The 14,636-nt window shown below is 46.3% G+C and carries 13 protein-coding genes; 7 read left to right on the forward strand and 6 right to left on the reverse strand.

Features of this window, described 5'->3' with window-relative positions; genetic code table 11:
• The first annotated feature begins 232 nt into the window (after positions 1–232).
• From mgtE to dcd, 5 genes are all read left to right on the forward strand, one after another.
• Positions 233–1,585, forward strand: coding sequence for a magnesium transporter (gene mgtE, locus R0I52_RS06620; RefSeq protein WP_410524044.1), 1,353 nt, complete (start codon positions 233–235; stop codon positions 1,583–1,585).
• A 195-nt stretch (positions 1,586–1,780) separates the two neighbouring features.
• A complete protein-coding gene (gene apbC, locus R0I52_RS06625) occupies positions 1,781–3,013 on the forward strand; it encodes an iron-sulfur cluster carrier protein ApbC (RefSeq protein WP_317053667.1) in 1,233 nt (410 codons plus the stop codon).
• A 94-nt stretch (positions 3,014–3,107) separates the two neighbouring features.
• Positions 3,108–3,533: a hypothetical protein gene (locus R0I52_RS06630; protein ID WP_317053668.1), complete on the forward strand. Its 426-nt coding sequence runs from the start codon at positions 3,108–3,110 to the stop codon at positions 3,531–3,533.
• A 23-nt stretch (positions 3,534–3,556) separates the two neighbouring features.
• Positions 3,557–4,678, forward strand: coding sequence for a DUF2804 domain-containing protein (locus R0I52_RS06635; protein WP_317053669.1), 1,122 nt, complete (start codon positions 3,557–3,559; stop codon positions 4,676–4,678).
• 258 nt (positions 4,679–4,936) lie between these two features.
• Positions 4,937–5,512, forward strand: a complete 576-nt coding sequence (dcd, locus tag R0I52_RS06640) for a dCTP deaminase (RefSeq protein ID WP_075101619.1) — start codon at positions 4,937–4,939, stop codon at positions 5,510–5,512.
• Between the two features lie 143 nt (positions 5,513–5,655).
• On the opposite strand, the gene R0I52_RS06645 is transcribed toward dcd, so the two are convergent.
• From R0I52_RS06645 to R0I52_RS06670, 6 genes are all read right to left on the reverse strand, one after another.
• Positions 5,656–6,081: a ClpXP protease specificity-enhancing factor gene (locus R0I52_RS06645; protein WP_317053670.1), complete on the reverse strand. Its 426-nt coding sequence runs from the start codon at positions 6,079–6,081 to the stop codon at positions 5,656–5,658.
• 190 nt (positions 6,082–6,271) lie between these two features.
• Positions 6,272–6,886, reverse strand: a complete 615-nt coding sequence (locus R0I52_RS06650) for a glutathione S-transferase N-terminal domain-containing protein (RefSeq protein WP_317053671.1) — start codon at positions 6,884–6,886, stop codon at positions 6,272–6,274.
• Between the two features lie 254 nt (positions 6,887–7,140).
• On the reverse strand, positions 7,141–7,857 hold the full coding sequence (locus tag R0I52_RS06655) for a cytochrome c1 (protein ID WP_317053672.1): 717 nt from the start codon (positions 7,855–7,857) through the stop codon (positions 7,141–7,143).
• Positions 7,857–9,077 (reverse strand): cytochrome b, encoded by a 1,221-nt coding sequence (locus R0I52_RS06660; RefSeq protein ID WP_410524035.1) that lies wholly within the window; start codon positions 9,075–9,077, stop codon positions 7,857–7,859. Before R0I52_RS06660 ends, R0I52_RS06655 begins: the two co-directional genes overlap by 1 nt.
• A 7-nt stretch (positions 9,078–9,084) precedes the next feature.
• Positions 9,085–9,669 (reverse strand): ubiquinol-cytochrome c reductase iron-sulfur subunit, encoded by a 585-nt coding sequence (gene petA, locus R0I52_RS06665; protein WP_075101614.1) that lies wholly within the window; start codon positions 9,667–9,669, stop codon positions 9,085–9,087.
• Between the two features lie 468 nt (positions 9,670–10,137).
• The gene (locus R0I52_RS06670; protein ID WP_317053673.1) at positions 10,138–12,078 is read right to left on the reverse strand and encodes an ATP-binding cassette domain-containing protein; all 1,941 of its coding nucleotides are present in this window, start codon (positions 12,076–12,078) and stop codon (positions 10,138–10,140) included.
• A 240-nt stretch (positions 12,079–12,318) separates the two neighbouring features.
• Here R0I52_RS06670 and R0I52_RS06675 point away from each other — a divergent pair, with 240 nt between their 5' ends.
• Positions 12,319–12,576 carry a SlyX family protein gene (locus R0I52_RS06675; RefSeq protein WP_192993008.1) on the forward strand — a complete coding sequence of 86 codons (258 nt, stop codon included), beginning with the start codon at positions 12,319–12,321 and terminating at the stop codon, positions 12,574–12,576.
• 219 nt (positions 12,577–12,795) lie between these two features.
• Complete coding sequence (locus R0I52_RS06680; protein ID WP_317053674.1) at positions 12,796–14,025, forward strand: OmpP1/FadL family transporter; 1,230 nt, start codon at positions 12,796–12,798, stop codon at positions 14,023–14,025.
• The last annotated feature ends 611 nt before the right edge of the window (positions 14,026–14,636 follow it).

A 14,636-nucleotide genomic window follows, 5' to 3' on the forward strand; every position in this document is an offset into this window, starting at 1 on the left:
CGGGTTTATGACGCTTTTAGATAAATTGATACCATCGATGTTTGTGCTATCAACTTTGACAAAACTGACCGTGATTGTAGTTTGCTGGCTATTTGAGGCATTTGGTCATCATCAGCTTGCTAATAAAAGACCAATCCATTAGGATTTGATTTTATGTTGACTTGAGCCAATTGTATTGGCTCTTTTTTATGAGCGCCTGTTGCCTGACTTCGCGCTGCACGGAGTGACAATGATGAATGAGAAAGATTTTGCAGAAACGTTTGCAGCCAAATTAAGCCGAGCTGTCGCACAGCAGCAACTTGATGAGTCGGTACAGCAGTTGCAAGACCTGCGACCTATCGATAGCGCTGACGTACTGGCATTAATGACACCCACGCTTGCGTGGCCATTACTACAGCGACTGCCCAATCGTGCGACAGTGTTTGCATATTTAGCGCCTGATATTCAGGTCGCCATGGCGCAGGTGTTCCCGCGGGCAAGCCTAGCAAAGATAGTCGGTGAGATGCCAGCTGATGAGCGTACCGATTTATATAAGCGCCTCAATCAAGCGCAGCGTGATGCCCTGCTACCAGCATTGGCACAGGCAGAGCGCGAAGACATTCGCAGACTCTCCGCCTATGAAGAGCGTACCGCTGGGGCGCTGATGACCTCAGATTATGCGACCTTGAGCGCTCAGATGAGTGTCGCTGAGGCGTTGGCCGCGCTACGCTTAGAGGCGCCGGATGCTGAGACCATTTATCATGCTTATGTCATCGATGCGGCGCGCAAGCTGTTGGGCGTGGTGTCCTTACGTGTATTGATTTTGGCATCGCCTGAACAGCGTATCGCGGATCTGATGATGAGTAGCGTGGTGTCGTGTAATGTCCATGATGACCAAGAGGACGTCGCTAAGACCATCGCGCGTTATGATTTGATCGCCTTGCCCATTACTGATGACAGTGGCGCTCTGGTCGGGATCGTCACTCATGATGATGCGATCGATGTGGTCAATGATGAAGCCACCGACGATTTTCATAAGTCGGGTGGTGTCTCGACCATGGTCGGTAAGCTAAAAGACGTCAGTATCCGTATGCTCTACCGCAAACGGGTGTTTTGGCTGGTGTTTTTGGTGTTTGGTAACTTGCTATCTGGTTTGAGTATTGCAAATTTTGAAGAGGTGATTGCCGCCAATTTAGTGCTGGTGTTTTTTTTGCCGCTATTGGTCGATAGTGGTGGCAACGCCGGCTCGCAGTCTGCAACCTTGATGGTACGGGCACTGGCCACGGGTGATGTGGTGATGCGCGATTGGTTTTCCTTACTTGGTCGTGAGGCTCTGGTGGCGTTGATGCTCGGTGCCACCATGGCGGTGGCGATCTCTATCATCGGTTATATTCGCGGTGATGCCGTGGTGTCGCTGGTGCTGGCGCTTAGCATGATATCGGTGGTGATGATTGGTTGTGTGATCGGCATGAGCTTACCATTTGTACTGAACAAATTAGGCTTTGACCCTGCCGCCGCCAGTGCGCCTTTGATCACTTCAGTGTGTGATGCGTCGGGGGTACTGATCTATTTATTTATCGCCTCGAAGTTTTTGGCGATTGGTTGATTTGGTTTTTGCCATAGGCATCGTCGGCGCGCGTGTTCCCACTGGCATTGTGGTTTTTTTATAGCGTCAATTGAGCTACACTGTCGGATAATAAGGGTAGACAAAAAGCTGATGATATATTATTGACCAGCGCGATGACGGTATTGCTCGAGTTGTCTTACCGGCCCACTTGCAAAATAGGTAGTCATGATAGCCATGTTTAATTTTATGAAGAAAAAACCCAAAGCCGAAACACCGCAGCAGCGCGCCGAGCGTGATAGCGCGGTCGATAAAGTCTTGCTCGGCTATGAAGTCGGCACCGTTAGCATTGCCACGATGGTGACGGGGCTTGAGCGCGACGGGCAAGTGCTCACCTTAGATTTGCGCTTACCCAAAGACAGTAACCCTGAACAGATACAACAGGAGCTGGGTCAACTGCTGCATCCGCATGGTATCAGAACCATTCATATGAATGTGCGCCTACCAGCCGATGCTAAAGGCGCCGGTGCAAGCTTGCCCAAAGCGACGCCCAAATCGATGCCAAAGACGACAGATGCCATGGCCACTCACGCCAAACCTGCTACCCAAGTAGACCAAGAGCCGACAAGTAGCGAACCACCGATTACTAAGGCTGCGCCGACGCAAGCATCACTGGCGGCGCACCCACGTATTCGTCATATCATTGTGGTGGCCTCAGGCAAAGGCGGCGTCGGCAAATCAACGACGACAGTCAATATTGCTTTGGCATTACAAAAGCTTGGCAACCGTGTGGGCGTGCTAGATGCCGATATCTACGGCCCTAGTATGCCAACGATGCTGGGTGTGGCGGATATCAAGCCTGAGCTAGAAAACGAGCAGTTTGTGCCTGTCGAGGCGCACAGCATGGCCATGCTCTCGATAGGTAGCTTGCTCGATAGTGACAACACTCCTGTCGCGTGGCGCGGCCCCAAGGCCACGGGCGCCCTGATGCAGCTATACAATCAAACCAACTGGCCACAATTGGACTATTTGGTGATTGATATGCCACCAGGTACGGGCGATATTCAGCTGACATTGGCGCAGCGTATCCCTGTTACAGGGGCGGTAATTGTGACAACACCGCAGCATGTGGCCTTGATGGATGCGCAAAAGGGCGTTGAGATGTTTCACAAAACCAATATCCCCGTACTGGGTGTGGTAGAAAACATGGCCTTACATACTTGTAGTAACTGCAACCATACCGAGGCTATCTTTGGCAGCGGTGGCGGCGAGTTTATCGCTGAGCAGTATCAGGTGCCACTACTAGGCCAGCTGCCACTTGCCAGTGGCATCCGCGCCCAAGTGGACAAAGGGGTGCCAAGCGTCTTGGCTGACGATGAGTTTGCCTCTTATTATTTGAGCATTGCCAAAAACATCGAAGCCAATATTGCAAAATTTGCCAAACCAGTCGATGATAAGCGGATTTTTTGATAAGTTTTGCGCGCGGCTCGAATAATAGCAAGATAGCCTAAGCGTATTTTTCCATTTTTTCCATAAAGAACGTGGTTTATAACAAGGAAGTATGGTGAGCGTATCGATTTATCGACGTTATTTGGACGATATTCCCAAGCAGTATGTGTTATTGAAGTTATTGCGCCCGCCGATATATGTGATCGAGCTTTCAAACAATCAAATAATTGCTGTTTGCTATTACAAAGACGGTAGTAGCAAACGGTATCAAATCAACGCCGAATTTAGCAATCGCCGCATGGTGATCGCTGATTTTAATAAGTTTTCAACAGTGTTTGCTGAGTTATTAAAGAAGTTTCCTCGGCACTTTTTGTGGACGAGCGCGATAGCCGTTACCGATGTGACACAAACGCTAGCAGATGGTTTGACCGATATAGAGATTAAGGTGATAAGAGAAGCCATTTGGGTGTCTGCAAGACAAGCGAAAAGAAGCGTCATAAGCACCACCGTTGGCTACCAAGGACGGGTAGTCTCACGATAAAATTTGGCTAGGATGCCGTAAACATGAACCAAAACCCCAGCCCCAACGCACAAAATCAGCCGCACTCATCTGTGAGTGCAAGACCAGTTATTGAACAGCTTATCCAAGAGGGACAGCCCACTTTTGGGGTATTTACGCAAGTCAAAAGCATCAATTATCTTGACTACCACAGTTATCTGATCTCGCAAAAGCCGCTGCCAAACTGGCGAAAAGATCTCAAAGCCAATCAATTTTGCTTTATCCAAATTATCCAGCCGCCTTATCGCATCTGTTTGGCACTGGCGACCATCAAGCTTGCCACCAGCGCCTTTGTCTACCTTTATAACGATGAGATTGATGAGCTAGAGGTTTGTGAAGCTTTGCAGCCTTTGACACGGCAGACGCAGCTAATAGGTGATTGCTATCAAGGGCGAATGGCATTTACTCATAATAAGCTGACCGTAACATTAGATTTTACGCCTTCACAAATCGCAGTAGCATTGGATAGTAAACACATTACGCTTGATGCTACGCTACAGCGGCAAGCGCAGCCACTTGCGATCTGCACCCCAACGGGCAGGCGCGGCTGGACATACACGCAAAAAGAGCCACTGACAGCAATCATGGGACACATGCGTATCAAAGAAGCGTCGGTATTTAATACCGCTGCGGTTACGGCTGGCAGCCAAACCAAGCAAATAGACTTTGATGCGTCTGCAATTGCCAATTTAGATTGGACGCTGGGCTATATGCGCCGCAAGACCAATTGGTTTTGGACATGTATCAATCATTATTTGCCCGATGGTCGCCATTTTTTACTGAACTTATCGATGGGTGTCAATGAAACAGGTATGAGCGAAAATGCCTGCTGGCTAGATGGGAGGATACATTATCTACCGCCTGTGATGTTTGTACGTAAGGACTCGCAGTCAGCTGTGCCAAGTACTTGGCGTGTTTATCATCAAAACCTTGGCTGGAGCAATGTCGATATTGATTTGACCTTTACGCCCATGACTGTCTATCAAAAAACTGATAACTTTGGCGTGCTGGCCAGTATTTTTGAGCAATGGCTTGGCTGGTATAGTGGAGAGATACGGCTGGGCGATACCGTCATTAGGCTCGATCATGTTATGGGATTGGCAGAAGACCATTTTGCCAAATGGTAGCCTAGATATGCCTGATTTTTATAAAGTTACTCGGTTGACTCGGATGTTAAAATTTTGGTTGTCAAGCAGTTTGGCTGTTAAATGGTTTGCATGATAAATAGTGACAGCTCTATAAATTCAGTGCTCAATTCCGTATAATCACCGCTACCAATATACGAAGCGTGTCTCTTAGAGGGTGGTAATCATAACAGCCTCTGGGTCATTGATGCGCTATCGTCAGCGCCCAATCCCTATATTACTATTTTCTAAGGAACAAAAATGTCTATCAAATCTGACCGCTGGATTCGCAAAATGGCTGAAGAACATGGCATGATTGAGCCATTTGAGGCGGGTCAAGTACGTTTCAACGATGCAGGCGAGCGTTTGGTCAGCTATGGCACCTCAAGCTACGGATACGATGTACGCTGTGCCCCTGAGTTTAAAGTTTTTACCAATGTACACTCTGTGGTGGTCGATCCCAAAAACTTCGATGATAAAAGCTTTATCGATATCGTTGGTGATGAGTGCATCATTCCGCCCAACTCATTTGCGCTGGCGCGTACTGTTGAGTACTTCCGCATACCGCGCGATGTCCTGACTATTTGTCTTGGCAAGTCTACTTACGCACGCTGTGGCATCATCGTCAACGTCACACCACTTGAGCCTGAGTGGGAAGGGCACGTGACGCTTGAGTTTAGTAATACCACCAATTTACCTGCGCGTATTTATGCGGGTGAAGGGGTCGCACAGATGCTGTTTTTCCAAAGCGATAGCGATGATGTTTGTGAAACCAGCTACAAAGACCGCGGCGGCAAGTACCAAGGCCAACGCGGTGTCACGCTACCAAGAACGTAGTCGGCAGGCAGCTGCTTAATTATCGCTGTTTGGCACTAGCTTAGGTTTTTAGCTTTATAGAGTGTTAAACAGACAAAAAGCCAGTCATGGTTCATATGACTGGCTTTTTTGTGGGCTAAAGACCAAGGTGTTGGAGATTTCTGTTACTTTAAGACTTTTAGACCCGCTTTGTTATCGCGTTTGGGTTTAGGCTTGTCAGCCTTTGGCGTCGTGTGCTGCTCTTCTGGCTCATAATTATCATACTCGTTTGGATCAAAAAACATGCCTTGCGAGTTTTCTTTGGCATAAATACCCATCACCGCCGTCAATGGCACCCAAATCTCTTGTGAGACGCCGCCAAAACGAGCGCTGAACTGGATATAGTCATTGTCCATACGCATGTTGCCTGTCGCACGGCTGGCAATATTGAGTACAATACGGCCATCTTGCACATGTTCGGTTGGTACCTGGACGTTTTTGGCCGTCGCATCGACCATCAGATAGGGCGTCAGCGCATTGTCTTCTATCCATTGGTAAAGGGCGCGTACCATATAAGGGCGAGTTGGGGTGAGAGAAGTGGTATCGCTCATCTAATGATTTCCTATACTAAATATGGGTTATGAGATAAACGGTCATCTGTGACAACAGTCTACTATTTTAAATAATACATTGTTTGCAACAGGCAAATATGGTGGGACTAATTTTTGCGTAGTCACTGTTTGTTTGGTTTTTATTCTTTTTACATTTTTTATTTTGAGACAGACATCGAGCGTTGTCTAATTAGCGCACACTTCTTTGGAAGCTCTCGCGCTCAAAGATACGCTGCTGGTAGTCCAATAAAGGCCGACTAATCGCACGCGGTAGCGCTATGTCCATGTCTTCTAGTCGCCACAGTAAAGGCGCTAACAACACGTCACACCAGCCAAAATCATCTGCCATAAAATAAGGCTTATGCGCAAACAAAGGCGCAAGCGTGATCAAAGAATCACTCAGCTGTTTTTTGGCAATGACAGCTTTTGCTTTATTAAAACTATCAGGATGTGTCAGTAGTTGCCTGCCGAGCACCAGCCAATCATGCTGGATGCGCCATGCCAATTGGCGAAACTGTGCGCGCTCTTGCGGTGCTTCAGGGAGCAGCTTATTGGTATGATAGCGCTCTTCTAAGTATTCAAAAATCACGTTGATTTCATAAAGAGCAATATCACGTTGCTGCAACACAGGCAGGGTATGATAGGGGTTTAGCTCAGTCAAGTCCTCGGGGCGCTCAGAGTGCAAACGTGACAAGTAATAATCGAGCTTTTTTTCTTCAAGTAGTAGGCGCACCACATGACTGTCGTAGCCGTTATCAGCATATAAGATTAGCTGACTACTTGGAATGTCATTTGCATCAATCATGAAAGCCTAATGTTCATAGTAAAGGGTGTCATCGTAAACAAAGTAGAGCCGATTATCAAGCCAGTGTACGTAAACGCGATGGATGAGTGCCATATGGATAAGTGTTTGTCCTATTATAAGCCTCTATTGTCCACGCTATAGTAACACGTACAAAATACGGTGCAGCAAAATGAAAAAAGGCACTACCAAAGTAGTGCCTTTTTGTGTCTATTATGACCAAGTTTTTATAGCGATAAGCTATGTTTATGACTCTATTACTTTACGTCTTTCCAGAACTCTTTATTGAGTAAGTAAACTGGGATCAGTAATACTAACAAGAATAAAATCACAAAGAAACCAATCACTTGGCGGTCATGACGGACAGGCTCTGCCATCCACGCCATAAAGTTGACCAAGTCACCAACTTCAGATTCAAACTCTTCAGCACTAAGCTCTTCTTGCATGTTATGCAATACGTGAGGCATTGCCGCGTTTGCCAGTACTAAGTTGTTTGAACCCCAAGGACGGCTTGGATCTTCATAAAATGACAATAGATAAGTATAAACCCAGTCATCACCGCGTAGTCTGGTTTCAAGCGATAAGTCTGGTGGCGCCGCACCAAACCATGCTGCTTGAACCTCAGGGTCAATCTCAGCGGTGATATGGTCACCGATTTGATCAGTGGTGACCATTAGGTATTTTTCGACCAGCTCAGGTGGAATATCCAAGTCTTTGGCGATGCGTGAATGACGAACGTACTGTGCAGAGTGACAACCAGCACAGTAGTTCATAAAGATTTTTGCACCGTTTTGTAGCGAGCCTTTATTGGTAAAATCAATGGGGGCTTCACTACAAGCCAAAGGTTCTACCACGCCGTCGGCATTGGTAAAAGTACCACATCCGCCGCCGCCTGCTGCCAGCGCACTACCAGCAGTCAAACTCAATGCCGCGCCTAAGCCTAGACCAGCTAGGGATTTGATTAGCGTGCTCATTAGTGACCTCCGGTAACGCGTTCTGGTGGCTGTTTACACTTCTCGATTGCAGTGTAAAACGGCATCAACAAGAAGAACAAGAAATACAGAATGGTGAATATACGTGACATGATCGTCGCAGTTGGCGTCGCAGGTGTTGCACCCAAGTAGCCTAGTACTATAAAGCTAATAGCAAAGACAGTTAGTGCAATCTTAGACAAGATACCTTTGTAGCGTATTGAGCGTACAGGTGATCTGTCGAGCCACGGTATCAAGAATAGTACAGCGATGGCCGCACCCATGGCGATGACCCCGCCCAGCTTACTTGGAACCGCACGCAAGATGGCATAGAACGGTGTGTAGTACCATACTGGTGCGATATGCTCTGGTGTTTTTAGAGAGTTCGCTGCTTCAAAGTTAGGTGGCTCAAGGAAGAAGCCGCCGCCCTCAGGGAAGAAGAACACTACTGCAAAGAAACAGATAAAGAATACCACGATACCCACCATATCATGCACAGTGTAGTATGGATGGAATTCGATACCGTCTAATGGTACGCCGTTTTTGTCTTTTAGCTTTTTGATATCGATACCATCAGGGTTGTTAGAGCCCACATGGTGCAATGCGACAATGTGCATAAAGACCAAGCCCACAAGGACCAATGGGATGGCGACAACGTGTAGCGCAAAGAAGCGGTTTAGGGTGATACCTGAGATGATATAGTCACCACGTACCCACTCCGCAAGACCGTCACCAATCACCGGCAGCGCCGCAGGAAGGTTTAAGATAACCTGAGCACCCCAAAATGACATGTTGCCCCAAGGGAGCAGGTATCCAAAGAAACCTTCGGCCATAAGAGCCAAATAGATGCCCATACCGATGAGCCAAATAAGCTCACGAGGTTTCTGATATGAGCCGTAGAGCAGTGCTCTAAACATATGCAAATACACCACGACGAAGAACGCTGAGGCGCCAGTCGAGTGCATATAACGGATGAGCCAACCGCCTTTAACATCACGCATGATGTATTCTACAGACGCAAATGCGCCCTCGGCACTAGGGTTGTACATCATCGTCAGCCAAATACCGGTCACCAACTGGTTGACCAATACGATCATTGACAATACGCCAAAGAAGTACCAAAAGTTAAAGTTCTTTGGTGCATAGTACTTTGACATGTGGTATTCATAGGTTTCAGTCGCTGGGAAACGCGCGTCCACCCAATGCATTAACTTTTTACCCATACTCATATTAAGCCTCCCCAACCGTCAAGATGGTACCGTCCATGCTATATTCTGGAACAGGTAAATTCAGCGGTGCAGGAACGCCACTATAAACCCGGCCTGCTAAGTCATATTTTGATCCGTGACAGGGGCAAAAAAAGCCGCCGTACCAGTCGTTACCACCCAAATCGGTTGCGCCCACATCAGGGCGGTAGTTCGGTGCACAGCCTAAATGCGTACACACGCCTTCGACTACCAAGACCTCTGGTGTCAAAGAACGCTCTGGGTTTTGGCAATACTCTGGTTGTAACGATGCCTCTGAATTAGGGTCAGATAGTAATGGCTTAACTGACTCAAGCGTGCTCAACATGTCTTCGGTACGTTTTACCACAAAGATCGGTTTACCGCGATATTTGACGACAATCATCTGTCCCGCTTCAATAGAGCTGATATCTTGGGTGACTGCAGCCCCTGCAGCCTCAGCTTTGGCGCTTGGGTACCAAGAGCGGACAAAAGGTGTTGCCACAGCAGCTACCCCAGCTGCACCAATTGCGGCAGTTGAGGCAATAAGAACTCTACGGCGTTGTACGTTAACGCCTTCGGCTTGGCTCATTAATACTTCCTCCAGGTGAATGAAATGGGATTATCCCACACTGGGTTTGTGGCTTAGAAAATATACAATATCAAGCCACTTTAGCTGTGCCTAATTTTGCTAATTGTTGCTATTCTAAGCTATTTCGGTGATAAAATAAATTATTGCGTTAAAAATAAAGCAACCTTGAGAGAACACAGTATAAGGTTGAACAGGGTAACCCATACAAAAAAGCTGGATTATCAACGTCTAACATCCGTTTTGTTTCGATAAAGGGCGCAAAGGCGCTTCAACGGTTTTGCAAACGATGGTCACGTGATGACCTTATAATCAATAAGGATATTCAGCAATAGCGAATGATACTTGAAATTCAGGCAATGTTCACTAACTTTCAGTACTTAAGCGTTATGTCTCTCATCGTCAATCAACAATCACCACTTTAGCGACGAAAGTGGTGATTGTTATTATCCTAAACGCGTCTTCAGGCGATTAGCCTTCAAGCTCACTCCAGCGTTCAAGCTTGCTCATCATCTCCTCTTCGATGGCCAACAATCGCTCACTGGCGGCCGTCGCGGCATCAAAGTCGGTGGTAAACCATGAGCCATCAGCCAGCTTGTCTTCTAGCGTTTTTTGTTCGGCTTCTAGCGCCGCGATTTCTTTGGGTAAGCTATCTAGCTCGCGCTGCTCATTGAAGTTGAGCTTTTTGGCGGCTTTATTTGGCTTTCCAGCGTCAGCTTTATTGGCTGATTTTGACGCTTTAGCATTGCTAGCGGGTGCTTTTGCGGCGCGCGCGGCTTCCTCGCGGTTTTTTTGTATCAAGTACTCTTGATAACCGCCGACATACTCTTTGACGATGCCATTGCCATTTTCATCCGTGTCAAATACCCAAGTGGAGGTGACCACATTGTCCATAAATGAGCGGTCATGACTGATCAGCAAGATGGTGCCGTTAAAGCTGCTGACCGACTCTTCTAATAGCTCAAGGGTGGCCATATCCAAATCGTTGGTCGGCTCATCAAGGACTAATATGTTGGCAGGTTTTAATAATTGCTTGGCAAGTAATACGCGGTTGCGCTCACCACCCGATAAGGCTTTGACAGGTGTACGCGCGCGCTCCGGCGCAAATAAGAAGTCTTGCAAATAGCTCATGATATGGGTTTTTCGGCCGCCCACTTCGACAAAATCCGAGCCTTCTGAGACGTTTTGCGCGACGCTTGCCTCAAGGTCGAGCTGATCGCGCAGCTGATCAAAAAAGGCAATTTGCAAATTGGTGCCAAGCGTGACGCTGCCGGTCTTGGTGACCTCGTCATCCGACATATCGAGTAGGGCTTTGATTAATGTGGTTTTGCCTGCGCCGTTAGGGCCGACAATACCGATTTTGTCGCCGCGCATAATAGTGGTTGTAAAGTTGTCAACCAGTACATTACCCTCATATTCAAGGTGCAGGTTTTTGACTTTACAGACCAGCTTGCCGCTTTTTTCGCCTTCACCCATGGTGATATTGACGTTGCCGACTTGCTCGCGGCGGCTTTTTCGCTCTTCGCGCAGGGCTTTTAGCTCTCGTACGCGGCCTTCGTTACGGGTACGACGGGCTTTGATGCCTTGACGAATCCACACTTCTTCTTGCGCCAGTTTTTTATCAAAATTGGCATTGTTTTTTTCCTCAGCAAGTAGCTGCTGCTCTTTTAGCTCTTGATAACGAGCGTAGCCTTTGGCGCCTTGGGTGACGTCATAGCTGGTCAATTGGCCACGGTCAAGCTCTACAATACGAGTCGCAAGTTTATCAACGAATGCTCTATCGTGCGTGACAAATAACAAAGTCAGTCCTTGCCAATCAAGCAAGAAGCGCTCTAACCACTCAATACTATCAACGTCTAGATGGTTGGTCGGCTCATCTAATAACAATACGTCAGGTTTGGTGACCAGCGCACGCGCGAGCAAAACGCGGCGCTTACGGCCTCCAGATAGCGAGGAGAGGTCGTCCTCTGGGTCAAGCCCCATAGTGGTAATCAGACGGGTGGCATCGCGCTCTAAGTCCCAGCCATGGACGGCGTCGATATCATGCTGCAAGGTCGCCATGTGCTCGCAAGCGTCCATGTCGCCATTGGCGCACATCTCCACTTGCTTATTATAATTGATCAGCAGCTCAGCCGTGCGGCGGCTACCGCCCATGACGATGTCCAAGATACGTCCGCTCGACTCGGGGACGTCTTGCTCGAGCATCGCAACGCGCATGCTACTATTGGTGATAATCTCACCACTATCTGGCTGCAGCGAGCCATTGATCAGTTTAAATAAAGTAGATTTACCTTCGCCATTGCGGCCGATTAAGCACACACGCTCGCCTGCATTGATGGAAAAATCAATACCATCGAGAATGGGAGCGACGCCAAAGGCTAAGTGAATGTCTTTTAAATGTATCAGTGCCATAGAGTATCTTAAGCTTATATAATAGTGAGGTAGGGGTTGTTGCAAAATTGCCAGCAGTATAACATGCCACCGCATCACTGTAGTGCGCGTAAGTGGTTTTATCAACACTATTTATTACTTTGCATAGTGGCGGCGATTTAATGCCTGTCATCAAAGGTGACTGGTTATTATTGACGCTGCTGCAAATATGCTGCCGACGAGTCTATTTGACCTTACATTTACCATTATTTAGAGAACAACATGAATCAATTCAAAGATAAAGAGGACGGGTTTGGTATGCAAGATGACTTACAAGCCCAAGTAATCGATTTACAAACGAGCCTAGCGCATCTTGAGGTCACTGTCGAAAGGTTAAATGACGTTATTACGCGACAAGATAAAGATATTCATACATTACAGCGTCAGTTACAGCTCATTTATAAGCAAATAGACAGTCAAGCTACTGAGGTGGGTATTGCACCATTTGATGTGATGGCAGATAGGCCGCCACATTATTGATTTCTAAACCAATATCTGATGCAGGACTGGATGTTCTGTGTTTGATTATTTTATATGCACATTTTTAGATAAAGATACTGTTTGGTCATAAACAAGAAATAATGTGTTTTTGCAGTTGTTTTCGTGTGCCAAAATCTTTACTATCTTCACCCTCGGATGCTGCTTACCTATAAAAGTCGGGTTAAGTAGTGAAACAATGCGGATGTTTGGAGATATACAATGCGCGCAACTTTTCATTTAAAAACTCTCGCAGTAGCTGTTGCTGCTCTATCTGTCGCTAGCGTTGCTAGTGCTGCTGGTCTTGATCGTTCAGGTCAAGACATCACCGCATTCTTACAAGATGGCACTTATGCTGAATCTGTTTATACTTATATCGATGCCGATGTAAGTGGTAAAGACTCATCAGGCAATAAAATTGATGACATCGCAGAGTCTTACGACTTCTTTCGTTATGGTGTAAAGACCGATATCAATGATACTTTTAGTATCGGCATCCTATATGACGAGCCTTTTGGTGCGGCAGCTGATTATAGTGGTAACAACAATTTTGTAGACCAAAACCCTCTTTCTCCAAGAAACGGTGAAGGTACTAACGTAGAAGTAAGAACTGAAAGCATTACAGGTATTCTAGGTGCAAAACTTGGTGAAAACAAAAACCTCCAAGTCTATGGTGGTCCCGTTGCTCAACGTGTCAAAGCTGATGTAAAGCTACGCGGTACAGCGTATATTGCTGCTAATGGTTACACAACCCATATTAGCCCTGATCAAGACTATGGTTGGATCGCAGGTATGGCGTATAGTAAGCCTGAGATTGCACTAAAAGCGGCGTTGACATATCGCTCTGAGATTGAGCATAGTGCGAAAGCAGCTGAAAGCTATCCTGTCGTTGATAGTGGTGCGATACCAGATCCTATTGTATCAGCACTAGGACTTTCATCAACTCGAAGTGATAGTATCGATATTACTACTCCTGAGTCAGTTAACTTTGATTTCCAAACGGGTATTAATCCAACCACATTAGCCACTGCTAAAGTGCGCTGGGTACCGTGGAGTGACTTTGCTATCGTACCGTCGTTATACAACGATGTGAGTAAAGTTGCTACGCAAGATGATAAGGGCTTGGCATTAGTAAGCTATGATAAAGACCAGTGGCAGGTAGAATTAGGTCTTGCCAAACGTCTAGCGCCAAAGTTTGCCGTTAGTGGGACCGTTGGTTGGGACAGTGGCGCTGGCAACCCAGTCACTTCACTAGGCCCAATTGAAGGCTATTATAGTGTCGGTCTAGGTGGTAAATACGACATCACAGAAAACTGGGCAGTGTCTGCAGGTGGTAAATACCTACGGTTCGGCGATGCTGATGGTCAAATTCCAACCAAGCAAGTCGTCAGCAAGTTTGAAGACAACGACGGTTTTGCGCTGGGTGTGAAGCTGTCTTATCAAGCAAAATAAGCAATAAATCAGGTTAGCTTTAAACTGAGATAAATGCTAAAAAAGCGATCCATTATGGGTCGCTTTTTTTTTGGCAAAAACAAATAATATGGTCAGCCTAACTGGTGAATGAACATATGATTCTTTTATTTAGAATCGACCATAGATTAAATTATTGCTTAATAAAAATGTCAAACATCTAGTTAATACTTCCCAGTCAGTGAACGATTGTTTCAATAATTTATTGTGCTGTTCTTTATAAAACTGGTGGCCCAAAACTACTGTATTTTTTTATAAAAACATTTTTATAGCATATTTCTATTATAATCAATGGGATATGGTGAATCATGTAAGGTGGTATATAGACGATAAGAAAGCGTTTGTGAGGTAAAAAATGCCACATTATTGGCTCAATGAAACAGTGGTGAATATTCTATTAACATAAATCCATCTTTGTAAAATCTCTAAAAGAGTATTGCTATAGTATAGAAGTTTAATTATGATACTGAAATCAGTTACGTTGTCTTACATAGCGGTAATGTCTGATAACAACGAAAGTAAGGTTGCGTAAATCATCGTTACTTTCGACAGTTAAGTCGTTTGGCAAAGGATTGCATAGCATCGGCTGACGT

The sequence above is a fragment of the Psychrobacter sp. CAM01 genome (assembly GCF_032842965.1).
Taxonomy (GTDB): Bacteria; Pseudomonadota; Gammaproteobacteria; order Pseudomonadales; family Moraxellaceae; genus Psychrobacter; species Psychrobacter celer.

What these genes read in the sequence shown, in the direction of transcription:
- mgtE (WP_410524044.1), top strand. Translation starts at nt 233, where the DNA reads ATGAATGAGAAAGATTTTGCAGAAACGTTTGCAGCCAAATTAAGCCGA.
- apbC (WP_317053667.1), top strand. Translation starts at nt 1,781, where the DNA reads ATGTTTAATTTTATGAAGAAAAAACCCAAAGCCGAAACACCGCAGCAG.
- R0I52_RS06635 (WP_317053669.1), top strand. Translation starts at nt 3,557, where the DNA reads ATGAACCAAAACCCCAGCCCCAACGCACAAAATCAGCCGCACTCATCT.
- dcd (WP_075101619.1), top strand. Translation starts at nt 4,937, where the DNA reads ATGTCTATCAAATCTGACCGCTGGATTCGCAAAATGGCTGAAGAACAT.
- R0I52_RS06645 (WP_317053670.1), bottom strand. Translation starts at nt 6,081, where the DNA reads ATGAGCGATACCACTTCTCTCACCCCAACTCGCCCTTATATGGTACGC.
- R0I52_RS06650 (WP_317053671.1), bottom strand. Translation starts at nt 6,886, where the DNA reads ATGATTGATGCAAATGACATTCCAAGTAGTCAGCTAATCTTATATGCT.
- R0I52_RS06655 (WP_317053672.1), bottom strand. Translation starts at nt 7,857, where the DNA reads ATGAGCACGCTAATCAAATCCCTAGCTGGTCTAGGCTTAGGCGCGGCA.
- R0I52_RS06660 (WP_410524035.1), bottom strand. Translation starts at nt 9,077, where the DNA reads ATGGGTAAAAAGTTAATGCATTGGGTGGACGCGCGTTTCCCAGCGACT.
- petA (WP_075101614.1), bottom strand. Translation starts at nt 9,669, where the DNA reads ATGAGCCAAGCCGAAGGCGTTAACGTACAACGCCGTAGAGTTCTTATT.
- R0I52_RS06670 (WP_317053673.1), bottom strand. Translation starts at nt 12,078, where the DNA reads ATGGCACTGATACATTTAAAAGACATTCACTTAGCCTTTGGCGTCGCT.
- R0I52_RS06675 (WP_192993008.1), top strand. Translation starts at nt 12,319, where the DNA reads ATGAATCAATTCAAAGATAAAGAGGACGGGTTTGGTATGCAAGATGAC.
- R0I52_RS06680 (WP_317053674.1), top strand. Translation starts at nt 12,796, where the DNA reads ATGCGCGCAACTTTTCATTTAAAAACTCTCGCAGTAGCTGTTGCTGCT.